Genomic DNA, 23,347 nt, shown 5'->3' on the forward strand with positions numbered 1-23,347 from the left:
CCATGCTTCCTATTCGCGACGACACGCCATCCCGCACGTTTCCGCTGGTCACGTTCCTGCTAGTCCTGGCCAACGGTCTCGTGTGGCTGTGGGAGGTGTCGCTGGGCAGCGGCGCGGCCCTGACCTCCGCATACCTCCGCTTCGGTTTCATGCCTGGCGTCCTGACGGGCGCCCACGAGGCCCCGCCAGGGGCGCTCCAGCCGTACATCCTCACGACCCTGACATCCATGTTCATGCACGGGAGCTGGACCCACATCCTGGGCAACATGCTGTTCCTGTGGATCTTTGGCAACAACATCGAGGATCATCTTGGCCACGGCAAGTACCTGCTGTTCTACCTGGCGGGCGGCGTGGCGGCCGCCATGACCCAGCTGCTTTCCGGACCGTCTTCCATGCTCCCCACCATCGGAGCGAGCGGCGCTATCGCCGCCGTCATGGGAGCGTACTTCTTCCTGTTTCCCAGAGCCAAGGTTCAGACCCTGGTCTTCTTCATCTTCATCACGACCGTGCGCCTGCCTGCCTGGATCTTCCTCGGCATCTGGTTCGTGATGCAGCTGTTCGAGGGGACGTTCGGTACAGCCCAGGGAGTCGCCGTATGGGCACACGTGGGAGGCTTCCTGTTCGGGGTCCTGATTGCATGGATCAGCAGCAGGCGAGGACGGACCCGTATGGAGTACGAGGTCTGAGGAGGAACACATACATGCACATCCTTGTCACCAATGACGACGGACTGTGGGCGCAGGGGATCCAGGCTCTCGTCGCGGCCATCCCTGCGGAACATACGATTTCGGTCGTTGCGCCCGCGTCTCCCCAGAGCGCCAAAGGGCACTCCCTTACCATGCACAAGCCTCTGCGCGTCACCAAGGTGGACGACTATGTCCACCCTGGCGTGGATGCGTGGTCCGTTTCGGGCACTCCCGTCGATTGCATGATGCTGGGACTCGACACACTGGTAGAGCAGAAGGTCGACATTGTCTTCTCCGGCATCAACCACGGTGACAACCTGGGCGACGACCTGCCATACTCCGGTACGGTATCGGGCGCCTATGAGGCGTTTCTGTCCGGGTACCCCAGCATCGCATTCTCCACGGCATTTCCACGGACAGGAAACCCTGGGTTTGATTTCAGCCCCATCACTTGGTTCCTGCAGAAGATGCTCCCCCTCATACCAGAACTCATCGGGATCAACCAGCCCCTCACGAAGAGCTTCAGCAATGAGCTCAACGGGAGCCTGTTCCTCAACGTCAATGCCCCCAACTGTCCGGTTTCAGATGTCAAGGGAATCCGGATCGTCCCTCAGGGGCGCCGCCGCTACGCGCATCGTGTCACCGCTAGTGTGGACCAGTTTGGAGCCCCCATCTACTGGATAGGGGGAGACGTCCCACCGATACCACAGGAAGGAACTGATGTCACCGCCGTAGCAGACGGGTACATCAGTGTCACGCCCCTGGGTATCGATCTGACGGACTATATCCTTCTGGAGCGGCTGCAGCAACTCGGCACGTTCGCCGGCCTCACGCCGGCCTCGCAGTAGACACATCGATAACTGGCACTACGAAGGAGGGCCTCTTTATGGCACAGTTTACAATGCTGGACGGCGCCACCACTATTGGCGGCACCAAGCTTCTGTTCGAGGCGAGCACGTCTCCCAATACGACGCGTCTGCTGTTCGATTTTGGGCTCAGCTACACCACCATGGGCGCATACTTCGAGGAATTCCTTACGCCGCGCACATCGGCGGGTCTCACGGACTACCTGACGACAGGGCTGCTGCCAAAGCTGCGATTCTACCGTTCCGACCTCACGGCGCTCCTTCAGGAGATGCAGCCTGAACTGGCCAGACAACTGGCGGACCCTGGTCACATCGACGCCTGCTTCATTACACACGCGCATGTCGATCACACTGGTTCGATCTCGTTTCTGGACGAGATCATCCCGCTGTATGCCACCCCGGTGACAGCAGCCATACTGAGCGCTGTCGAAGAAAGCCAGTTCAGTGCTGGACCAGAAAACAGCGTCACGGATTTCATCCTGCGCCCCAACCTAGGCTCCAACAAACACGGCCAGCGAACGCTGCATGAGCTTACTGCACCCGTCACGTTTCCTGATTGCCGTGTGACGGCGTACCCTGTAGACCACAGTATCCCCGGAGCCTGCGCATATCTCATCGAATATGATGGCGGTACTGTCGTCTATACCGGCGATCTGCGGTTCCACGGCCGTATGGGGCATGTCACCCGTGAGACCATCACGGCACTCGCTGGCCTCCATCCGGACACCGTCATCATAGAAGGAACGAATCTTCGGCCCGATCATCAGGAAGAACCGATGGAGCCAGCATTCCGGCGCCGTTGTGCCTTCTGGTCGGAACAAGAAGTAGAGCAGAAGGCGCTGGAAGAAGCGACAAAGGCGACAGGCCTCATCCTGGCCGACTTTGGCATGAAAGACCTGGACCGCCTCATGACCTTTCAGCGTGTCGCACGTGCTACCGGCCGCAACCTGGGGATCGTTCCGCGGGACGCATTCATCGTGCAGCGGGCGCAACAGGCCGGCTACCCGACCATCGACCTGAACGATCCATCAGTCGTGCTCTATGTCAAGCGCGGCGGCAGCGGCATGTATGACAAGGGTGATATCAAACAGGACTGGGCGCGCAGCCCCCTCCTACGCTTTGCAGGGACGGATCCCGATTCCCTGGATGCCCAGGGACGTCGGGATGCTGTTGAGGACGTCCTGAACGGTTCCTGCCCACGCATCGTCCGTGCAGCAGAGGTCTCAGCTCATCAGTCAGCGTACCTTCTCTCGCTGGGATACTGGGATATCCAGGAACTGTGTGATCTGCGCCCCGGGCCTGGTTCATTGTATATTCACTCCTCCGCCGAGGCGTTCAATGAGGAGATGCATTGGAGTCAGGAACGCCTCGCCCGCTGGCTGAACCTTGCAGGAATGGATTCCATTCACATCCATGCATCCGGGCATGCACCCCAGGAGGATCTGTTCCGGATCGTCGAAGAGCTTGCTTCCACCCATGTCTATCCCATTCATACGGAACATCCGGAACGATATGTTGAGCAATTCGGGAGCTTGGCGACGCTTCTTGCTAACGGCCAGATAGCCCAGCTCCACAATTGAGCTTTGACTAGAGGCTCATCACGGGAGCAATTGATATCATGGTGTAACGTGATACTATGAAATAGTAAAGCAATTGCGGGGGAACTCTTCGGAGTTGAGAAGGTTAAAACCTGACCCTTTGAACCTGTCAGTTCACACTGTCGTAGGGAAGCGAATTAACGTGATAAAAGGCATCCGCTGAACTCGGCGGATGCCGTTTTGTTATATAAGGAGACAACCATGAAAAAAGTTCTGACTATCGCCGGTTCGGATTGCAGTGGCGGCGCTGGTATCCAGGCCGATCTCAAAACCTTTGCAGCCCATGGCGTTTACGGCATGAGCGTGATTGTCTCGGTGGTTGCGGAGAATACGTTTCATGTCATAGACATGCAGGATATCACCCCCGAACTGATTGAAAAACAGATCGACGCAGTTTTTGAGGATATCGAGGTGGATGCTGTGAAAGTAGGCATGCTGTCGCACTCCTGCTGCATGGAAGCTGTAGAGCGCAAGCTCAGGAAATACAGGCCGCAGCATGTCGTGATCGACCCCGTGATGGTCGCCAAAAATGGCTGTCCTCTCATGGACCCGAATGCTGTCGACACGCTTATTCACAAGATACTCCCGCTCGCAGATGTCCTTACTCCGAATATCCCGGAGGCCGAAAAAATCGCGGGATTCCAGATAACCTCCACCGGAGATATGAAGCAGGCAGCAAAGTGCATTTATGAGCTGGGAGCAAAAAATGTCCTGGTCAAGAGCGGCCATGCCAGCGGCGACGCACTGGACATCCTGTACGACGGCAAAAGGTTCTATTATTTCAGTGCAGAGCGCATCAACACCAAAAACACACATGGCACTGGATGCACGTATTCCTCTGCGATCGCTTCCAACCTTGCGCTGGGGCTTCCGTTGGAAGAAGCAGTGAAACGGGCAAAAGAGTATGTCACAACAGCGATCCGGCATTCGCTTGCCATAGGAAAAGGCTGTGGGCCGACCCACCACTTTTACGACCTTTACAAAGCGGCGGGCATCCCCGATGTATAACGAAAAAAAGCTCGGCACGTTCAGCCTTTTCAACCTCTGGGCAGGAGCAGCTATTTCGCTTGCAGAAATCATGACCGGTGCCTTGTTCGCGCCACTGAGACTGCTCAAGGGGATACTTCTGATCCTGGCGGGGCATCTCATCGGCTGCCTGCTCCTGTCGCTGACTGGCCTGATCGGATTTCGGGAGAAGAAGCCCGCACTGATCGCCAGCCGCATGGCATTTGGCCGGTACGGCTCCTACCTGATCTCTGCAGCCAACATTATTCAGCTGATGGGATGGACAGCAATTATGCTCATCCAGTGCGCCAATTCGATCAGTGCCATCACATCAAAACTTGCCGGCTTCACGGGCTTCACGCTATTTGTGGTCATCGTTGGCGCCATTGTCGCGGTTTGGGCTCTTGTTGTCGACAAGGGTGGCAATGCCCTCAACAGCGCGGCGGTCATTCTACTTTTTATGCTTTGCCTGCTGATCCTGGGACTGGTGATCGGCGGTCGAGGCATGGTTTCGTCGTCGGGCACGAGGAGCACCGCCACAACGCTTTCGGTCGGCGCAGCACTGGAAATGAGTATCGTCATGCCGCTGACTTGGCTGCCGCTGATTTCGGACTACACCATGTGGGCAAGCAGTGCAAAAGCAAGTTTCTGGGGGAGTTTTTCTGGATATTTCATAGGCAGTTCCTTTATGTACATCACCGGGCTTGCCGCTGTGCTGTTTACCGGATCGTCCGATATTGCTACTATCATCCTGCATCTGGGCATTGGCGTCGCCGGGCTGCTTGTGGTGGTGCTCTCGACGGTAACGACGACCTATCTGGATGTTTATTCGGCAGTCATGTCTATCCTGAACATCGCTCCGAAGGTATCAAAGAGGCTGTTGATCCTTCTGGTGTCGGCGCTGGGGGCGTTGATAGCGCTGTTTTTCCCCATGGAGCAGTATGAAGTTTTCCTGTATGCGATTGGCTCGATTTTTGCACCGGCCTTTGCAGTGGCGCTTCTCGACTATTTTGTTTTTCGCGCTGACCGTTCGACGACCACCTTCAACGCCGCTGGCATTCTTTCAGCCGCTATAGGTACAGCAGCCTATTACTTCTTTATGAAGCTGGATCTTCCTGCTGGATCGACAGTGCCGTCGATGCTGTTGACGGCGGCGGTCTACGCCGTTTTTCGGAGCGTGCTGAAGGATCGAAACGCACAAAAATGTTAACAATTGAGATCAGGAGCGTGAACATGATTCAGGACATCGTAGAAAATCTCAGAGCAGTCCGCGAAAAAAAGCCGCTGGTCCACCATATCACCAACTATGTGACGGTCAACGACTGTGCGAACATCGTGCTTGCCATCGGCGCTTCTCCGATCATGGCAGACGACATTGACGAGGTGGAAGCCATCACCGCTATTTCTTCGGCGCTGGTGCTGAATATCGGGACACTGAACAGCAGGACAGTCGCATCAATGCTTGCTGCCGGGAAAAAAGCCAACGAGCTCAACATCCCTGTCATTCTCGACCCCGTGGGCGCAGGTACATCAGAGCTACGGAACCGGACGACCGAAAGACTGTTGAAAGAAGTAAACATAGCCGTTTTGCGCGGGAACATGTCCGAGATCCATTTTGTTGCGGGGCTCCAAGCCACCACAAAGGGCGTTGACGCCTCTGAAGCCGATCAGAAAAGCGGGAAAGAAATCGGCCGGAACATTGCGGAGAAAGTGGCAAAGCAGTTCGGTTGCGTAGCAGCGATCACGGGCGCAACGGATATCGTGTCGGACGGAAGACGTACGGTTTACATCGAAAACGGGACAAACCTGCTTTCCAATGTGACAGGAACGGGATGCATGTGTACCTCCTTAGTGGGCGCTTTTTGTGGAGCTGCTACCGACTTCCTCATCGCAGCGACGGGAGGCATCCTCTCCATGGGCATTGTGGGCGAGCTTGCAGCAGAAAGCGCCGGCGACAAGGGAAATGGCAGCTTTCACGTGGCCATCGTTGATGAAATCAGCAAGCTAAACACCGAAACCCTTGTGAAGAGAGCGAAAATCCATGAAGCCTGAGATCGATTACAACCTCTATCTTGTAACAGACCGCGATCTGATGAGCACGCCGACGCTGGAACAGGCAGTCGAACGAGCAATAGAAGGCGGGAGCACACTCATCCAGCTGCGGGAGAAAACAGCCTCCTCGCTGGAGTTTTATCAAATGGCGGTAACCATCAAACGACTGACCGACAGCCATCATATTCCGCTGATCATCAACGACCGGGTCGACATAGCCCTGGCGGTCGACACCGCTGGTGTACATATCGGGCAAAGTGATCTGCCAGCCGGGATCGTCCGCCAGATCATCGGGAACAGCAAGATCCTTGGCGTTTCCGTCTCTTCTGTAGCCGAAGCCGTGAAGGCGAAAAAGGATGGCGCGGATTATCTTGGCGTCGGTGCCATGTTCGCCACAGGGACAAAAACCGATGCTGAACTAGTGACAATAAACGAATTAAGGGACATAAGATCCGCCGTATCTTTGCCGATCGTTGTCATCGGCGGGATCAACCTCACGACCATACCGTCCTTCGCGAACACGGGGATCGATGGGATCGCTGTCGTTTCCGCGCTGATTGCCGCGAAGGACATTACCGAGGCGGCAAAACAGTTAAGAGCATCGTTTTCGCGGACAAAAGGAGAGGAGGATGCTTGATTTTAAAGCGGCGATCTTTGACTTGGACGGGACACTGATCGATTCCATGGGGGTATGGGAGGATATCGACATTGATTTTCTGGCAAAACGCCATTTATTCGTACCGGAGGGATATATCAGTGAAATTTCCGCAAAGAGTTTTAAAGAAGCTGCAGAATATACGATCGCCCTCTTTGGCCTAAAAGAGAGGGCAGAAGATATCATCGAAGAATGGAACCGGATGGCCATTGACGAATACAGTCATCATGTCCCGTTAAAACCTTATGCAAAAGAATATCTCCTCTTTTTAAAGGGACAGGGGATCAAACTTGGCGTAGCTACCGCGCTGCCAAAGGTACTTTATGAGCCTGTATTGAAAAACAATGGCATTTACACCTTGTTCGACGCGTTTGCTTCCACTGATGAAGTTGTCCACTGGAAAGGAAGCCCTGATATTTATCTGTTGGCAGCCAAAAAATTGGGTGTTCCCTCTTGTGACTGCGTTGCCTTTGAAGATGTACTGGCCGGTATTCAGGGGATTGTATTGGCGAGCATGCAAGCGTATGGCGTATATGACAAATATTCAAGTCATGAGCAAGTGCAGATTCAAGAATTGTCAAAAAGGTATATTCATAGCTTTGCGGAAGTGCTTCCATAACAGCGCCTCCAGAGCCGTTCAGAAATCGGCTGGCCTTTTACGCCAACCGATGTGCATAGGCATTGAGGGAATAGCCCAGGTCCACAATTGAAGCAGTGCTTCGCTTCTTGTGGCGATTTCCTCACACTCTCTGTAACGAAATCAGGCATAGTTGTGTATATAGAGGTGTATATGACAAGTGGACACCTGTTGCAGGTGAGGAGGTACGATATGATCGACGAGAATGGCTTCATCAAGCCAGATGCTGAGGAGACTGAGCATCCGGACACATCAAACACCGTGGAGGGCTACGTCACCCCCGAGACTCCCCCGACTGTTCAGGGGTATAGCACACCTTCGCCGCAGCCTCAGCCCGCCCGGCGTTCGAATCCAGGGCGCGTGTTCCTGGTATGGGGACTCATCATCGGATTGCTGCTCGGCAGCGTCCTGGGTGGAATTCTGGGTAACTATGTCGTCATGTCCAACCCGGGAACGTTCCCTTGGGCACGCACGGTATCGACCACGTACCCAGTAGGAACGTCCGGCTCCGGCACGACCATCGTCACGACGGAAGAACAGGCCATCGAGAACGCCGTCAAGATCGCTTCGCCTGCTGTTGTCCAGATCAACATCACCTCGGTCAGCCAGAACCCGTTTGGCTTCTCGTCCGGAACGCAGGAAGGTCTCGGCTCGGGCTTCATCATCACCTCTGACGGTTACGTGCTGACCAACAACCACGTCGTGGAGAATGCCACCAAGATCACCGTCATGCTCAAAGACGGGCGTGAGTTCAGCGGCCAGGTCGTGGGCACGGACGCCACCAGCGACGTCGCCGTGGTGAAGATCAGCGGCACCAACCTGCCAACTGTGGAACTGGGCGATTCGTCCACGCTGACCGTGGGCCAGAAGGTCATCGCCATCGGCAACCCCTACGGCCTGAGCCAGACGGTCACGACCGGCGTGATCTCGGCCCTCGAGCGGAACGTTCAGGCGTCAGCGACTGAGACGCTCGTCGGCGTTGTTCAGACTGATGCGGCCATCAACCCCGGCAACTCAGGAGGACCCCTGGTCGACCTGTCCGGCCGCGTCGTCGGCATGAACACGATGATCTACCAAGACGCGCAAGGCCTCGGATTCTCGGTCTCCGTCAACACGGCAAAGAAGGTGTATGACGCTATCATCAAGAACGGCAAGGTCACGTGGCCGGCTCTGGGCATCCAGGGAGCAACGCTCACGACGTCTATTGCCCAGCAGTACAACCTCAAGGTCTCCCAGGGCGTCTACATCGTCCAGATCACGTCCGGGTCCGGCGCACAGGATGTCGGGCTCAAGGTCGGGGACGTCATCACCGCGATCGACGACAAACCGATGACCACAATCGACGGAGTCCTGAGCTACATCCGCTCCAGGAATGTGGGTGACACGGTCCAGGTCGTCGCCGACCGCAACGGCACGACCAAGACGTTCTCCGTGATCCTGAAAGCTCTCGGCTAGTAGACTCCAGTACCTGCTCAGTCTTGAAGGAGAGACCCCGGCACGCTGTGCCGGGGTTGTTTCATGTCGTCCCCGTCTTGCCAACAATGAAAACAGGACAATCCTGTACATGGATGCAGGTGAGTGCGTCCGAATCTGCCGGGACGGAGGAATGGATGACAACAACACAGAACCTCAGGGCATGGACTCATGAGTGACATGACACATCTGGTGCGACCCGACCTCCACGTCGCGCTCGACTGCCCTGTAGACTGGACCGTTATGGAACTGGACGAGCAGGCAGGACTGCGAGCATCCAACCCCACGGACCCACGTGTCGCCCTGCAGGTTACATATGACGAGTCCGGTTCGGCTCCGGACGAAGTGTCTGAGCGTCTCCGCAACGGCTTGCCGGAAGACGCCCTGCGTGAGCGGGGGACACTGAGAAAGGGAAGAGTGGAGGCAGACGGCCGAGCACACCCTGACGGTCCGCCTGTGGAAGCGCTGATATTCTCCGCGCGCGACGGCTCGTTCGTCTATCGGGTTCTGGTCGCAGAGGACACAGGGCACCGATGGACCGTTCGTCTCGAGACACTCCAGCGCAAGGAGTGGTGGCAGGAGAGCCGGACGCTGGAAACGATGCTCGCCAGTCTGCTCTTGCTGTAGAAGAACCTACGCTGTAGGGGACTCTTCGACGCTCTGCAACTCCTTGAGATGTCCGAGGACCAGCCTTGCCGTCGCGATGTTGGTGGCGAGGGGGATGTTATTGACATCACAGATCTTGAGCACGGCGTTGATGTCCGGCTCATGAGGGTGTGCGGTCAGAGGGTCTCTGAGGAAGACGACTGCCTTGATTTCGTCGGAGGCGATCATCGAGCCAATCTGAAGGTCCCCGCCTTTCTCTCCGGAATTCACCCTGGTGACGTGAAGGCCGGTCAATTCTTCGATGAGACCACCTGTGCTCTTCGTGGCAACCAGCTCCTCCTGAGCCAGCATCTCCTGAAAATCCCTGCACAGCGCAATCATCTCAGGCTTCTTGCGGTCATGCGCAATCAGTGCAACTCTTGTTCTCATATGTCCATTTTACCATACAAGAGTGTGAATCAACAAGGCTGTTTTCAGACGTCCTTCGCACTTCAGGTTATCCACAGGATGTTGTGAATATCTGTGGAACACAATTCCGGGTAAGTCTCAACTATAATATTGATGCCGGGTTCTCGTTGCACAGCAGTCCACGGGCTCCAATGGAACCTGCGACGCCGTCAAACCCGCTGTGGACAACGCGTCTGCATCTCGAAAAGTTATCCACAGTGCCTGTGGATAGTGTCAGTACTTCCTTGACGTCGCCCGGTTCGTCCGGCGTTTCTGCCGTTCCTGGTGTCGCCAGATATCCCAGCGCAACCAAGCCTCATAGGCACGCAGAAACGAAAGCCGCAGAGCAGGGTTCTGAATGACCTGCACTGCCTTCTCGGCTTTCGCCTTCTGCTCCGGGGACAGCTGAATCGTGGCAGCCAGAGAATCCGGATCCGGCTGGAAAACAGAAGACGTGACCTGCGGCCGATGGATGCGGACCTCGTGGACGTTGTCGAGCCCAAAGGACAGGTCCGTCACGAGCTTGCCGCCCATGTGAACATTCAAGCGTTCTACAATGAGGGTTTTCTGCTCAGACAAGACCTGCATGATGGACGGATTGGCGCAGAGAATCGTCAGCGTTCCATTCTTGAATTGGACCGGATGAGAGTTACGGGCGACGTACGCGCCGATGGTACGCTCACTCCACAGAGACTGGACCGCGGGCCAGACATCGCCCAGTGACTGAACCTTGATGCCCTTGTCGAGGCGACCGGTACGCCGCATCTCATCGATAACCTCTCCGATGCGCTCCATATTGTTATCGTTTCTTTTTACAGCCGTACGGACGTAGCGTTCAGTCCGCCTCCAAGACGCGCAACATCAAAGGTTGTGATGAAGACCTGTTCGAACCTCGCCAGGAGATGAACCAGTCGATCAAGGTTCGGGATGTCGATATCACCTTCCAAATCGTCCAGCAGGAGCACCGGGTATTCTCCCGTGACCATCCGTATATATTCGGCACCTGCAAAGGTGAGCAGCAGTGCCACAAGCTTCGCCTCACCCAGTGACGCCGTATCCCTCAACTGCCTTTTCCTTCGGAGCAGAACAAAATCGTCGAGGTGACACCCGGCCAGACACGCATGCCGCGCCAGTTCCTGGCCCCGGATAGCACGGATGGACTCGGCGGAAATGGGCGGCGGATCATAGAGAATAGACACATCCGACAGCGGTTCAAACAACCCGTCGGCAATCAGGCGCGTCATTGCCAGACCCACAGCGGCGAGAGCCGATCGCCTCTTTGCACAAATGGTGTTTGTCAGGGTAACGATCTGCTCGTCGAACAGATCCAGCAGGGACGCGTCGACGACGCCAGAGCCCGACTGCCGCAGCAGGGCGTTCTTGCGTGTCATGACAGCCGAGTATGCAGAGAGTGCTTCCAGGTACGTGCGATCACACGACGCGATCAGGAGGTTGATATACTGGCGTCTCACCGAGGGCATGCCCTTGACCAGAAACAGCGAACTGAAGTTGAACTGGGCCACGCGAAGCCCACCGATAAGACGGATAAATCCATGATAGGCAGTACCATCGATACGAAGTTCCTTGCGCCCCTCCGTCGTGAACATGGCCTGCGCCGCATGACTGACAGACCCTCCGGCGACCGGGTCACGCGTCCGATATCTGCCGCCGACGACAAAATAGGACTCCCCGTCCCTGATAAGCTCCGCATTTGTCAGCCCCAGACATGATTTTCCAGAAGCCAGAAAATGCACGGCATCGAGGAACGTCGTCTTGCCAGCGCCGTTGCTGCCTTCGACAGCAGTGATGGGTGCAGTGAAGTCGATACGCTGTTCAGCCAGCGCTCTGAATCCCTGTACCCAAAGCGATTCCAGATACATTGCCCTCCGAGGGGGCGACTACTCCATCTGCTTGTGTGGCATGACAAGGTACAGGAAATCTTCCTTACCCTGGTCCTTAATAACCACCGGATGAATAGCGCTGTTCATATGCAGTTCCGCATTCTCGGTACCGACGGAGGAAATGCCGTCCAGGAGTTTTGTCCCGAAGAACGAAACAGAAAGACCCCCGGCCTCTCCCTCATAACCCAGCTCGTCACTGGCATTGCCCTGATCCTGGGCCGTGCCCTGAACAGTCAGCCGCCCTTCCTTGAATGAGAGTGTGATGACATCTGTTCCGCCAAAAACGACGGCACCAACCCGGCGCAATGCGTCCAGCAACTCTGACTTCTTGACACTCACGGTATATTCCCATTCGCGAGGCACGATATCATTGTAGTTGGGAAACTCGGCGCCAATGAGGAGAGAGATAATCTGTGTATCACCAGACGAAAACAAACACTCGTCCTCGGTAATAACAACATGAACGTCACCCGCCGGCTTGAACGATTCGAAAACCTTTGTCGGAACGATCGCCCGGAGCGGTTCACGCTTGAAGTCGAACTGAACATATCCGAGGCGCCGTGAATCCGTCGCGACGAATCGGAAATAATCTTTTGTCTGCTCAAGCAGGATTCCCTGAAACTCGAGGCGACGTTTCTCATTATGTTCTACACAGGGAAGAACACGGTCGATGGCACTGGAATATTCATTCAGGCTGAACTGATATTCCCGACCTTCCTTAATCTCCGGGATGCTTGGGAATGTATCCATCTGATAGCATGCTAGATCATAGTGCGCCTTGCCGGATGATATCTGGAGTTTCTTGTCGTCTCCTTCAATCATGAGTTCACCAGACAAGGCTGAGATAATGTCCTTTAGAAACTTGAAGGGAATCAAGGCACGTCCGGCTTCTGTGACTTCAGCCGGTTCGGCGTTCACGAGGTACGTGGTCAGGTCAGTGCTCGTCAATTGAAGCGTCGTACCGTCTGCAGAAAGGAGAACGGCATCCGACGTGAAGGTCGAGCTTTTCTGTTGGATGACCTTGGCGTGCTGTGCCAGTTTCTTGCTCAAACCTTCAGCTTTTGTCGTGAGTTTCATCCTTCCTCCTTTTAATATGAAAAATCTCTCTTAATCATAATCATCAAGATAAGGCGCTTGGTAGTGTTGGTATGTCTCGTGAAGGTAGTTGTATGGCTTGTGGTGTCTGTGGGTGCAGCTGTGGATAACTTGCGCGGGTTATCAACACTGTGCACATCCGGAACGGTCGGGATAACTCTCCACAGGTTATACACCTCTCTTCAACTGCTTTACCAAGCTGTCGAGCAGTGCTCTCAGGGTGTCGTCACTCTTCATGTCTTGCTGGATCTTCTGACAGGCGTAGATGACCGTCGTGTGGTCGCGCCCGCCGAACTTCTCGCCAATATATGGCAGAGAGGCTTCGGTCAGGTCCCGGCTCAGATACATGGCAATCTGCCTCGGCATCGCGATATCCTGACTGCGCCTCTTGGCCTGGAGGTCGGCAACCGAGATGTGAAAGTAGGACGAGACTGACTGCATGATGGCGTCGATGGTAATTGGCTTGTTGATAACCGGGATGATATCCTTGAGTGTCTCCTCGGTGAAGGGGAGCGTGACCTCTTCGTTGGTGAGCGAAGCTGTCGCAAGGACGCGCATGAGCGCGCCTTCGAGCTCGCGGATGTTGCTCCCGATGTTTGCGGCGATATACTCCAGCACTTCCTGGGGGACGTCGATCTTGTCCAGCTCGGCCTTCTTCTTCAGGATGGCAACCTTGGTCTCGTAGTCGGGGCGGCTGATGTCGGCGATGAGGCCCCACTCAAAGCGCGAAGTGAGGCGTTCCTCGAGGGTGGCGATCTCCTTGGGCAGGACGTCGGACGTAATGACGATCTGCTTGTGGGCATCATACAACGCATTGAAGATGTGGAAGAATTCCTCCTGCGTGCGTTCCTTGCCTGCCAGAAACTGGATGTCGTCGATGAGCAGGATATCTGCCCCCCGCGTCTCCTTGTGGAAGTTCTCGATGACGGAGTTGTTGTTCCGTGCATTCTGGATGGAACTGACCACCTCGTTCGTAAACTTTTCGCCGGTCGTATAGACGATCTTCTTGCCCGGGCCCTGTGCCAGGATATGGTGTGCGATACCCTGGAGAAGGTGGGTCTTGCCCAGCCCGACTCCACCGTAGATGTAGAGAGGGTTGTAGACGTTGCCAGGGTTGCCCGCAACGGCGTTCGATGCCGCGAAGGCAAGGCGGTTCCCTGCGCCGACGACGAAGTTCTCGAAGTTATAGCGCCTGTTGAGGATCAGCGTATTGTTGTGCTGGAGCATACCGGGCTCGGTGGGGATCTCTTCCGGCGGCTGTTGCACAACTTCCACCGCGATGGTGGTCGGTTGACCCTTGATCGCGTCGATCGTCTCCTTGATAACGTCATAGTACCGGCTGACAATCCAGTCCCTCGCAAACTCGCTGGGGACGCCGATGGTGAGAGAAACGTTGTCCTCGTGGAGCGTCGTCGCGTTCTTGAACCACATCTCGAACGTCGGGCGCGCGAGTTGCTTGCTGAAGATGTCGAGCAGGTGCTGCCAGGAATCCGACCGTTGTTCTTCCATGTTCTGCTCCCTTTGCTCTCGCGCTAAGTGACCACACCCCGGCCAGAGAAAAATCAAGCCACGACATGGGCCGTACATACACATACACCAGCGCAACCACCCCGCCTTTGTGACGGAACACCGGAGCGTTGTCAGGCCATGTGCATCCGTTTTGTGTGATATAGTATAGACGAAATGAAGACTAGCGGCAATCAGAAAAGGACTCACAGATGACAATCCGCAGCAGACAAGGCAGGATGAGGAGCAGGCGACGTTCCCAGGATGGGGGACTGCTTGTTCTGATCCTCGCACTGGTTCTGGCCCTTGTCGTCGGCTCAAGCTTCCGCAAGGCCGGTGGGCGGAGTACGCCCGTGGTCCTGTGGTATCTCGACGCCTCGACCCGGGAACTGGTCAGCAATCCTGCTGTGGCAAAACTGCCGACACGGCGCGTGGAACAGGTGGCGGGAATTATCGATCTCCTGCGTACGCCGCCTGCGGACCAGGGGCTTGCGACGGCTGTCCCTGCCGGCTTCACTGCGCATAGAGCGACACTTCTGCCCGGTGGGATCCTCGACGTGGTCCTGGGCGTGGCACGCGATCAGCTTCCCATGGGGTTTGCGGAAGAAAATGCGCTCTACTGGCAACTTGTCAACTCCATGCTGGGTCTGCCGGGCGTCCTCTCGATCGAACTCTCGGTCGACAGTCGTCCCACAGGAACCTTCCTCTCCTTCGTCAAGACTCAGCGAGAACTGGGTGCCAATGAGGCCATGTTGGACAAGGGACAAGCGGTCGATCTGTATTTTGTGGGCGGTGACGGCCGCTATGTTGTTGAACGCCGCGCACTCCCGACTGGGCTGACACGCTCTCAGCTGGCATTGCAGGCTACACGCGCTCTCATGGAGGGCCCGACGCATCCCAGTCTCGTGAGTCCTCTGCCCGGAACGAATATGCTTCGCGGAGTCACCGTCTCCGGTCGAACAGCGTCTGTCGATTTTGAGGAGAGCGTCCTCAAACTGAGCATGGGGGCTCAGGAAGAAGAGCAGGCCAAGAACTCCCTGGTCCTTACGCTCACGAGACTCGCGGGAGTCAGTCGCGTCCGGCTCCTGGTAGGCGGACACAGTGTGGAAAGCCTGTTTGGACACGTGGACACGGCTGATCCATTGTTCAGGCTGGATGGGCGCCTGGAAGAAGGTACGGCCCTCGCCGTCTACAGTCTCACCGAGGTCGACGGCGACAAACTCCCGGTACTGACTGTTTATCAACAGAAGCAGGCGCTCATGGGACGCAGCGTCATGATCTCGAAGTCGGTCGCCCAGCTGGGGAATCCGCCCAAAGGCGACGCGTCACTTGTCCCACACGGCACCCGGGTCACCTCCATGGTTCTGGAAGCCAACACGGGGACGTTGCGTCTATCTCTTGCTATGACTCCTCTCCCCAAGGACCAGGCGGCCGAGGTGCTCATGGTCGAACAGTTGCGGTTAAGCCTTACCGAACTGCCGTCCGTCACGTCGTTGCAGGTAGGGGTCAACGGGTCTGTTGCTTTCTTGCCGGGAGGCTACTATATAGGCAAGCCATTCTCGCGATAGGGGGAAAACCATGACGACAGACAGGACCGAATTCCGGTTGGTGGCTGGGGCTCTGGCGGCTCCTCAGCATCTTGAGAAGCTCCAGAAGCTGGGTATGAGCTCTTCGCTGTTCGAAGACGGCGACCTCAAGGCTGTCTTCGACGCATTTCAGTGGTACTGCTCCAACCACAAAGGGGAAGGTGGCAAGATAGACCTTCCGCTGTTCACGGCCTATCTGACCGAAGAACGTCATGTGACTCCGGCTATTGCGACGCTGGTGGGCAAGTTGACTGACGGTGGTGGCGAGGACATGACGACGCTGGTCGAGATGCTGGACCGGCTGAAAACGCGCGCAGCACGTCGGAAGCTGCGTACGATTGCCGACAGCATCAACAGCTTTACCGATGCCGAGAAACAGGGGCGGCGCGTGGAAGACTTCGCCGCCGAGATCTCCGAGCAGCTTCGCCAGGTGGCGCGCCTCTCGTCCCAGAGCAGGCAGGAGCCAATCCGTGACGAACTGCTGCGGTACGTTGAGGAGGTCCGCACTCGGGAAACAGGGCGTCCCTCGATCCTCGGTATGAGCATAGCCCCTTATGACAACCTCAATACGGCGATCTCAGGGCTGCGCCCTGGTTTCTACTACGCGGTCGGCGGCGCTCCGAGGCGAGGGAAAACCAACCTGATGCTGCGACTGGCCACGCTCATTGCGCGCAATGAGAAGGTTCCGGTCCTGTACTATTCCTATGAGCAGACGAAGCGCGTCCTCCTGACTCGCGTCCTGTCACAGGAATCACTTATCAACCCGCTGATCCTTCAGAAGGGAGACATCAGAAACAAGGCTGAGCTCGTCACCCGGTTCAACAAAGGGATCAAGGAGACCTCGGCCTACATGGACAACTTCTACCTCTTCGAGGGGGACCGTCAGGATACGCTCGAGCATATCCGCAGTGTCGCATATGGGATCATGGACTCCCACCACACCGACCACTGTGCCATCTTCATCGACTACCTGCAGAAGGTGCCGACGGTCAACCCGTACGCCAGTCTGCAGAAGCAGGTCGACGAGGTGTCCGGCCTCATCGCACAACTCTCCACCGAGCTGCAGTCCCCCATCGTGGCTGTGTCGTCGTTCGACAAGGACGGCTGCCGCCTCGATAGCGAGACGTCCAAGGACCGCCCCACGATGTTCAATTGCACGGGCGGCGGCGACATCGAATATGACGCGGACGTGGCATTGATCATTGTCAAGGACTATCACGACACCGCGCAGCTGGAAGAGAAGATTGCCAACGCCGTACGTGAAGGGGGAGTGAACCCTCACCACATTCCCCACTTTGACATCCTCAACCTGTTCATCGACAAGAACCGCGACGCCCCCGAGGGAGGCAATATCATTGTCCAGTTCCTCTTCCTGATCGAAGATAACCAGATGGTGGAGCTGGGCTACAAGGATGTAGAAGAACGCTACTCCTATGCCAAAGCCGGAAAGATCTTCGAGTGGCTGCTCGAGCGCGGATATCTCGAGGCGGTCGGCCCGGGCGAGCACTGAATCTCCCCTGTAACCTTTTCTCTCCTGCTACCGTACGCTTGATGAACACGTAGGGCAATCAACCACGGAGAGGAGTAGGTGGATGGAAGCAGTGGCTGACCGCGAGCTCTTCGCCCAGTTGATGGCGGAAAGTGAGCGTCCTGTGTACGCCTTTCTGGCGAGCAAGGTCCGGGACCGGACAACGGCGTCAGACATTGCACAAGAGGCTTTTTTTCTGGCATACAGGCGATTTGACTCGTATGACAGAAGCCGCCCTTTTCTCCCGTGGGTCATGACGATTACATATAACTGCTTGGTCGACTACTGGCGGAAGTCAGCACGCGAAGGTGGGGATCTGCCGGACGAGCAGCTCCTGGCGGCTCCTGAGCAGGACAGGGACGATGTGTGGAAACAGCAGGAGATCGTAGAGGCAATGACGAAGATTTCTCCGGAAGACAGCGCGCTGCTGACGATGTTTTATGCAGAAGAGTGCTCTCTTGCGACGATTGGCGGACGACTCGGTGTAGCCGAGGGTACGGCGAAAGTTCGGCTGTTCCGGGCGCGGGCCGCATTGAAGAAGCAGGTGGAAGCCCTGCACGAGCGAGGTACTGCATGAGCACACGACATCTGACAGACGAGGAAGTGGAACGTATGATTGCCAACACACTCTCATGTCCTCCCGACCTTGTTCCACCGCCCGGGTTTGCCCGTGGCGTGTGGAACCGTGTCGACGCGTGGGAGGCAGAGCAGGAGCGGAAGAGGGCATCACGCAGCATCCTGGCTCGTCTCATGGAAACGCGCATGAGGAATGGAGAACCGATGGCCGTCCTTGCCGCAGCGCTACTGTTTGGTGCCCTGTTCGTCGGGCTCTTCCTGACCGGGGCCTACATGCTCGCCGCGCATTCATCAGTTGTCCTGCGGGTTGTGCAGTTCCTTGTTGGGCCCAACCTTGATGAACTGAGATCCTTGCTGATCCTGTGCACGCTTACGGCCGTGGGTGGGCTGCTGCTCGGCAGTCTTGCTCTGAGTGAGCGTCTGTTCGGCCAGGGCGGAGGGTCGGCTGCATGATGCAGTCTGCTCCCACGACCGGCCGCAGGCGCGTTCTGGTCGCCGCCCTCGTCGTGAGCCTGATTGTCGTTGGCTCCGCGGTCGTGACGGTGGTGACGCGGAACGGTGGACTCAGGGCTGTTCCGGCGTATGTAGAGGGCACAATCCTGGCACTCCCGGGTGGCTCGGCGAGCAGTATATCGGTCGTAGGCGACAACCTCGAGGTCGTCGTGGGCACATCTCCCACCGTGACCTCAGCGAGCATCGTTCTCGGCAGTCAGGGATTCCGTCAGGATTTCCGTGCGAAGACCGGTACGTACGGATTGTACTTCGACAGTGTTCCTGGCGTCCAGGCGGGGGTCAAGCGTCTGACGGTTGTGGTTCCCGAGAATGGTACGCTGACGCTGACGCTCGTCGGTGAAGCCCGACTGATCCTGGATCAGGCTCGGCTCAAGGAGCTCCGTCTGGCTGGGGCGTCCTCCGCACTTGAACTGGACGCCACCGAATCCGGATCGATCATCGACCTTGTCCAGATCGAGAACGTCACCGGTGGTTTCTCGACAATACGCCTCGGCAACCTGGATATGGCGGACCTTGTCATTGGCAACATCGTCGGTAGTTACGACCTCGACTTTTCGGGGTCGCTGGGCAGGCACTGTGACGTTTCACTGCACACAGCTGTGGGAAATGGTACGCTACGTATCCCCGGCAAACCGGGAGTACAACTTTCCATCGGGAATGTCCTGGGTAGGGTCCTGTCGTCGGGATTTGTGGCTGAGGGCAGTAAATCGTTTCTCAACGCCTCGGCAGCCACTGGAGCTGACCGGCAGCTCGTCGTGCGTATCGACAATGCAATTGGACAAATTCAACTTGTGGAGGTACAGCAATGAACAGCAACAACATTGACCGGCGGGTGGCCCTGAGCACTTTGCTCATCGTCTTTGGCGTCCACTTCCTGCTCCAGGCGTTTCCCCAGACGGGATACCATTTCGGCATCCTCGTTCCCCTGGCGGCGTTTGTGATCCTGCTGGGCATCTACGGCGTCGCGACGGGCTTTCAGCGGGATGCGCGTGAAACGGTGTTCTGGAGTGCTATGCTTGGTTTCGTCGGCATCATCGTCCTCCTGCAGGTCCTGGGGGTCGTCCGGTTCAGTCTTACGACCTTCGTCGGAGCAGCCGTGATTTCCGCGGGACTCTCCATCCTGTTGTCTACGCTGTTTGACTCGATTGAAAGCAAGACGTCGAAAAACGGGCTGATATGGGGAGTCGTGGCTGTCGCCGCGGGCTCTCTTGCGTTTCTTTCGGGGTTGGACATCTTCTCAGCTCAGGTGGTCGATATTATTCGGAAATCGGCAGTCGGGGGACTGTTCCTTGTGCTCGGACTGGTCGTTCTTATCAAGGGAGGTACCAGGAAATGAAGAGTTTTGACAGACCAGATGAAGAAGCAGTCGGCGTCTGCACGAAGTGCGGAAAGGCGCTGGCTCGTGAGGAAGTAGTGATGGTGGATGGCAAGATCATGTGCGGCACCTGTGTACCAACGCAGCCCAGCGTTGCATCCGGTGAGCAGGGACCCATCCAGGACAAGTGGCAGCATCCGCAGGCTGAGCGTCCGGTCTCTTCGGGGCTCGGCTATGATTCCTCTAGGAGACTGTACCGCTCACACAGGAATCAGGTGATTGGCGGCGTGGCGGCCGGCGTGGCGGAGTACTTTGACATTGACCCGACCATTGTCCGCATCGCCTGGGCGTTGCTTGGGATGGCATGGGGGACGGGTATCCTGGTCTATCTTATCTGCTGGCTCGTGATCCCGCTCAACCCCACCCAGTAGATCAGGTACGAAAACATAACATATCTGTGGATAATGTGGAAATAGTCCCGGCGACCTTGCTGGGATGACAAGTCCCCGACAGCTTGTATAGGCTGTCGGGGACTTGTTTTCATGCTGTCTGGGAGGAATCGTTCAGTGGACGGGAGGAGGCACCTCTCTTCGCCCGCCCGGAGCTGCGCGGAGGTACCGGCTGACCGTCGTATAGTGGACGCCCAGGTGGTCACCGATCTGTACGAGCGAATAACCCAGATGGACGGCTGCTGCGACGCGCAATGGGAGCTGCGAGCGTTCACGCCTGACATCGGGCCCGAAGATCTGGGTCAGGGAGGGCCGCGCCAGCATCAGAAGTAGTGCGGCGACCGAGGGTTCAGACGCTCTGCTCACCAGGTGCTCAGTGACCACCTGGACGAACGTCTGTGTTCCCAGAATGCCCGGTGGCATCACGTGCGCGAGAGGGGTCGGCTGGCCGATGCCCGCCCGAACGTAATCGGCATAGACGGCGACAGCCTCTTCCTGTGTTCGGCCGAAATGTGACAGCAGAGACTCGGCGGCAAGTGGGGCACTCCGTACGTGGGTACTCATGACTGTCGCCTGGTAACTGCTCCAGGGCCATTCCTCGGGGGTGGCGACCACAGCGGATGCCACGGGCTGGAGGACGACGTAGCGGCAGACCGGCATGAGCCACACGTCGGGTTCCAGGAGGATGGCCCGATAGGCTCCGCGGAAGACTCGCCCCGAGCATTTATTCTGGCGGTTTATATGCCGCGTGTAGTTGCTGATGAACCGACGCATGCCTGTGCCGAGATCTCCGCCAGGCGTCTCCACGACGAAGCTGTAGCGGTCCGGCAACATGCACCATGAGTAAATATGCCAGTCCAGGTCCGTCGCCACCGTCGTGAGGTCAGCGAGGAACTGCAAGCGAGCGTCGTCGCTCTGCATGATGGATCGACCAGCAGGAGCAACGTCGGAAATCAGATAGACGGCACCTGGAAACTCGATGCGCAACGGTTGAGCCACAAACCCTCCTTTGCCGAGAGGCGTGGATGACAATTCTATCCACACTGTTCACATGTTATCCACAGCAGCGCAACATTTCAATATCCGACTCCCACGCGCCGACCTTCGCGTACTTCAGCTTGTGCGGCGGTCAGCGGGCACTATACTTGAACTCGGCAGTACAGGAACGGGAGGTTTCGCGTGGCACAGTTCTGGGTGGTAGCCGAGTCAGTCCTGATCGTGTTCGTCATGAAGTTCGTAGACGTGGCTCTTTCGACTCTCTTCACGAACTTCCTGGTCAGGGGACGCCGCCTGTACACGTTCATCTTTGGATTTCTCGAGGTGAACGTCTATCTGCTTAGCCTCGCTCGGGTCCTGAGCAGTATGACCATCTACAAGATGCTCGGCTATGCCATTGGCTATTCACTGGGAGCGCTGTTTGGTATCTGGCTGGAACAGAAGCTGGCTATCGGCAACCAGACCTGGCTGATCATTCCCAACGAGAACCCGTATCGACTGGCGTATCATCTGCGCGACCGGGGTTTTGGCATCACGACGATCTCAGGGTCGGGCATGGACAGTAACCGCATGATTATCCTGACGACCACAATGCGCAAGAACATCGCACTTCTCAATGCCTCGCTTACCGAGCTGGCCCCGGACGCTTTCGTGTCCGTGCTCGACACGCGAACGACGATGGGAGGGCATGTGACTCGAATTCCGAGAGGTTGAATCATGATGAAAAGGACTACCTTTCACCGGGCGCTGGCGCTCGGCCTCGCTCTGCTGCTTGTTATTTTCTCTCTCGCTGGCTGCGCCCGCCGAGGCGCTGTTTCGCTCCGGATCGTCTCTGCGTACTCAGGCAAGGGCGTAGCCAATGCGACGTTGACGTTCACCGGCTCAAGCGGCTCCGAGACCCTCAGCTCGGATGCGACCGGAACCGTTTCGGGACAGGTTGAGGCCGATCGGACACAAATGGGTGTCGAAGCTACCGGGTATCAGAAGGCCTTCATGCAGGTGACAGACCTCACGAAGTTGCCGACGACTGTCCAGCTGACCCCACTCTTTCTTGGCGTCGGGACAGTGATATCCGGCGGCCAGCCCATAGCCGGAGCCTCCGTGACCGTGTGGAACACGACCACGACGACAGGGCCGGATGGAACGTTCACGTTCGAGGGGCTCGCAGAAGGGGCCTATGCGGGAAGAGTCACGAAGCAGGGATTTGCCGACGGCACATTCGACCTGGTGATCGGGAAGAATGCCAAGGCGGTCAAGGTAACGCTCCAGGAGGGGCAGCTCCTCCCGCTCTCCTCTCTTGCCACGCTTCCGGCGTACGAGCTCACAGCCTCGTACCACCGAACACTTGGTGGCGAAGACAAGTCGTTCGATGGCCGCGTCGTCAAGAATGGGAGTGACATCCTTGTGATGAGCGGTGACCCGGTGAATCCGACGGCATCACTCATGGTCCGTGGTGGAACAGGTTATGTGTTCGACAACGGGGCGTACACTGCCAGCGGCGAGACTGCGGCCGCAGCTGCGCACGTCCTGCAGGAAAGCTGTGAGGGTCTTCTCGGACTGCCGGCGACATTCTCGCCACGCCTCTTCACCATCGAGAAGCAGCCGCCGGTACAGCTGCTGGGGCAAACGTGTGACGTCTGGAGCATGAGCGGCCGGTTCATGTTCGAGGGAGAGGCCGTCACGGCCACGGCGACGGTCACCGTGGGCGCGACAGGCGCGCTGGCCAACGTCCCGGTGAAGATCGTTCTCAACGCGCGCTCGCAGGAGTTCTTCAATTTTGTCTATGACGCCGTGGTCGAAGTGGTTTCTGTCGACCAGGTACAGGCTGCTGCCCGCTTCCCGGCTCAGTGAGGAACC

At 57.0% G+C, this 23,347-nt stretch carries 25 protein-coding genes and 1 riboswitch; of the genes, 19 read left to right on the forward strand and 6 right to left on the reverse strand.

The genetic code is table 11. The features are described from left to right. Positions 1-2: 2 nt before the first annotated feature. The 10 genes from SMC1_RS06825 to SMC1_RS06870 all read left to right on the forward strand — a co-directional run bounded on the left by SMC1_RS06825 (position 3) and on the right by SMC1_RS06870 (position 9,599). Positions 3-686: a rhomboid family intramembrane serine protease gene (locus SMC1_RS06825; protein ID WP_119086028.1), complete on the forward strand. Its 684-nt coding sequence runs from the start codon at positions 3-5 to the stop codon at positions 684-686. A gap of 14 nt (positions 687-700) precedes the next feature. Then, entirely contained in the window at positions 701-1,534 is an 834-nt protein-coding gene (surE, locus tag SMC1_RS06830; protein WP_165849297.1) for a 5'/3'-nucleotidase SurE, read from the forward strand. Positions 1,535-1,572: 38 nt separating this feature from the next. Continuing rightward, the gene (locus SMC1_RS06835; protein ID WP_119086030.1) at positions 1,573-3,132 is read left to right on the forward strand and encodes an MBL fold metallo-hydrolase; all 1,560 of its coding nucleotides are present in this window, start codon (positions 1,573-1,575) and stop codon (positions 3,130-3,132) included. 67 nt (positions 3,133-3,199) lie between these two features. Next, positions 3,200-3,299: riboswitch (TPP riboswitch) on the forward strand. Positions 3,300-3,351: 52 nt separating this feature from the next. Beyond that, complete coding sequence (thiD, locus tag SMC1_RS06840; RefSeq protein ID WP_119086031.1) at positions 3,352-4,158, forward strand: bifunctional hydroxymethylpyrimidine kinase/phosphomethylpyrimidine kinase; 807 nt, start codon at positions 3,352-3,354, stop codon at positions 4,156-4,158. Beyond that, positions 4,151-5,365 (forward strand): putative hydroxymethylpyrimidine transporter CytX, encoded by a 1,215-nt coding sequence (cytX, locus tag SMC1_RS06845; protein WP_119086032.1) that lies wholly within the window; start codon positions 4,151-4,153, stop codon positions 5,363-5,365. Before thiD ends, cytX begins: the two co-directional genes overlap by 8 nt. A gap of 23 nt (positions 5,366-5,388) precedes the next feature. Continuing rightward, positions 5,389-6,207: a hydroxyethylthiazole kinase gene (thiM, locus tag SMC1_RS06850; protein ID WP_119086033.1), complete on the forward strand. Its 819-nt coding sequence runs from the start codon at positions 5,389-5,391 to the stop codon at positions 6,205-6,207. Further along, positions 6,197-6,844, forward strand: a complete 648-nt coding sequence (gene thiE, locus SMC1_RS06855) for a thiamine phosphate synthase (protein ID WP_119086034.1) — start codon at positions 6,197-6,199, stop codon at positions 6,842-6,844. Before thiM ends, thiE begins: the two co-directional genes overlap by 11 nt. After that, positions 6,837-7,481, forward strand: a complete 645-nt coding sequence (locus SMC1_RS06860) for an HAD family hydrolase (RefSeq protein ID WP_119086035.1) — start codon at positions 6,837-6,839, stop codon at positions 7,479-7,481. Before thiE ends, SMC1_RS06860 begins: the two co-directional genes overlap by 8 nt. 210 nt (positions 7,482-7,691) lie before the next feature. Then, complete coding sequence (locus tag SMC1_RS06865; RefSeq protein WP_165849298.1) at positions 7,692-8,954, forward strand: S1C family serine protease; 1,263 nt, start codon at positions 7,692-7,694, stop codon at positions 8,952-8,954. Positions 8,955-9,143: 189 nt separating this feature from the next. Then, positions 9,144-9,599, forward strand: coding sequence for a hypothetical protein (locus tag SMC1_RS06870; protein WP_119086037.1), 456 nt, complete (start codon positions 9,144-9,146; stop codon positions 9,597-9,599). 6 nt (positions 9,600-9,605) lie between these two features. On the opposite strand, the gene SMC1_RS06875 is transcribed toward SMC1_RS06870, so the two are convergent. From SMC1_RS06875 to dnaA, 5 genes are all read right to left on the reverse strand, one after another. Next, positions 9,606-10,007, reverse strand: a complete 402-nt coding sequence (locus SMC1_RS06875; protein WP_119086038.1) for a methylglyoxal synthase — start codon at positions 10,005-10,007, stop codon at positions 9,606-9,608. Positions 10,008-10,259: 252 nt separating this feature from the next. Next, entirely contained in the window at positions 10,260-10,820 is a 561-nt protein-coding gene (locus SMC1_RS06880) for a DUF721 domain-containing protein (protein ID WP_119086039.1), read from the reverse strand. Between the two features lie 17 nt (positions 10,821-10,837). Then, positions 10,838-11,905, reverse strand: a complete 1,068-nt coding sequence (gene recF / locus SMC1_RS06885; protein WP_119086040.1) for a DNA replication/repair protein RecF — start codon at positions 11,903-11,905, stop codon at positions 10,838-10,840. An 18-nt stretch (positions 11,906-11,923) separates the two neighbouring features. Beyond that, positions 11,924-13,003 (reverse strand): DNA polymerase III subunit beta, encoded by a 1,080-nt coding sequence (dnaN, locus tag SMC1_RS06890; RefSeq protein ID WP_119086041.1) that lies wholly within the window; start codon positions 13,001-13,003, stop codon positions 11,924-11,926. Between the two features lie 186 nt (positions 13,004-13,189). Further along, on the reverse strand, positions 13,190-14,530 hold the full coding sequence (gene dnaA / locus SMC1_RS06895) for a chromosomal replication initiator protein DnaA (RefSeq protein WP_119086042.1): 1,341 nt from the start codon (positions 14,528-14,530) through the stop codon (positions 13,190-13,192). A gap of 236 nt (positions 14,531-14,766) precedes the next feature. Here dnaA and SMC1_RS06900 point away from each other — a divergent pair, with 236 nt between their 5' ends. The 7 genes from SMC1_RS06900 to SMC1_RS06930 all read left to right on the forward strand — a co-directional run bounded on the left by SMC1_RS06900 (position 14,767) and on the right by SMC1_RS06930 (position 20,476). Continuing rightward, positions 14,767-16,095: a GerMN domain-containing protein gene (locus tag SMC1_RS06900; protein WP_165849299.1), complete on the forward strand. Its 1,329-nt coding sequence runs from the start codon at positions 14,767-14,769 to the stop codon at positions 16,093-16,095. Between the two features lie 10 nt (positions 16,096-16,105). Next, entirely contained in the window at positions 16,106-17,623 is a 1,518-nt protein-coding gene (locus SMC1_RS06905) for a DnaB-like helicase C-terminal domain-containing protein (protein ID WP_119086044.1), read from the forward strand. A gap of 82 nt (positions 17,624-17,705) precedes the next feature. Continuing rightward, positions 17,706-18,218: an RNA polymerase sigma factor gene (locus SMC1_RS06910; protein WP_119086045.1), complete on the forward strand. Its 513-nt coding sequence runs from the start codon at positions 17,706-17,708 to the stop codon at positions 18,216-18,218. Beyond that, a complete protein-coding gene (locus tag SMC1_RS06915; RefSeq protein WP_119086046.1) occupies positions 18,215-18,670 on the forward strand; it encodes a hypothetical protein in 456 nt (151 codons plus the stop codon). Before SMC1_RS06910 ends, SMC1_RS06915 begins: the two co-directional genes overlap by 4 nt. Continuing rightward, positions 18,667-19,539 carry a hypothetical protein gene (locus tag SMC1_RS06920; RefSeq protein ID WP_119086047.1) on the forward strand — a complete coding sequence of 291 codons (873 nt, stop codon included), beginning with the start codon at positions 18,667-18,669 and terminating at the stop codon, positions 19,537-19,539. Before SMC1_RS06915 ends, SMC1_RS06920 begins: the two co-directional genes overlap by 4 nt. Then, the gene (locus SMC1_RS06925) at positions 19,536-20,066 is read left to right on the forward strand and encodes a hypothetical protein (RefSeq protein WP_119086048.1); all 531 of its coding nucleotides are present in this window, start codon (positions 19,536-19,538) and stop codon (positions 20,064-20,066) included. Before SMC1_RS06920 ends, SMC1_RS06925 begins: the two co-directional genes overlap by 4 nt. Next, positions 20,063-20,476 (forward strand): PspC domain-containing protein, encoded by a 414-nt coding sequence (locus SMC1_RS06930; RefSeq protein ID WP_243626517.1) that lies wholly within the window; start codon positions 20,063-20,065, stop codon positions 20,474-20,476. The genes SMC1_RS06925 and SMC1_RS06930 overlap by 4 nt, the downstream gene beginning before the upstream one ends. 132 nt (positions 20,477-20,608) lie before the next feature. Here SMC1_RS06930 and SMC1_RS06935 read toward each other — a convergent pair whose 3' ends face one another. After that, positions 20,609-21,493 (reverse strand): hypothetical protein, encoded by an 885-nt coding sequence (locus SMC1_RS06935; protein ID WP_119086049.1) that lies wholly within the window; start codon positions 21,491-21,493, stop codon positions 20,609-20,611. A 180-nt stretch (positions 21,494-21,673) separates the two neighbouring features. Between SMC1_RS06935 and SMC1_RS06940 the strand changes: the two genes are divergently transcribed. Together SMC1_RS06940 and SMC1_RS06945 are read left to right on the forward strand one after the other, a co-directional pair. Further along, a complete protein-coding gene (locus tag SMC1_RS06940) occupies positions 21,674-22,204 on the forward strand; it encodes a DUF2179 domain-containing protein (protein WP_119086050.1) in 531 nt (176 codons plus the stop codon). A gap of 3 nt (positions 22,205-22,207) precedes the next feature. Further along, positions 22,208-23,341 carry a carboxypeptidase regulatory-like domain-containing protein gene (locus SMC1_RS06945; RefSeq protein WP_119086051.1) on the forward strand — a complete coding sequence of 378 codons (1,134 nt, stop codon included), beginning with the start codon at positions 22,208-22,210 and terminating at the stop codon, positions 23,339-23,341. Positions 23,342-23,347: the final 6 nt, after the last annotated feature.

The organism is Candidatus Cryosericum septentrionale, from assembly GCF_003570995.1.
Lineage (GTDB): Bacteria > Caldisericota > Caldisericia > Cryosericales > Cryosericaceae > Cryosericum > Cryosericum septentrionale.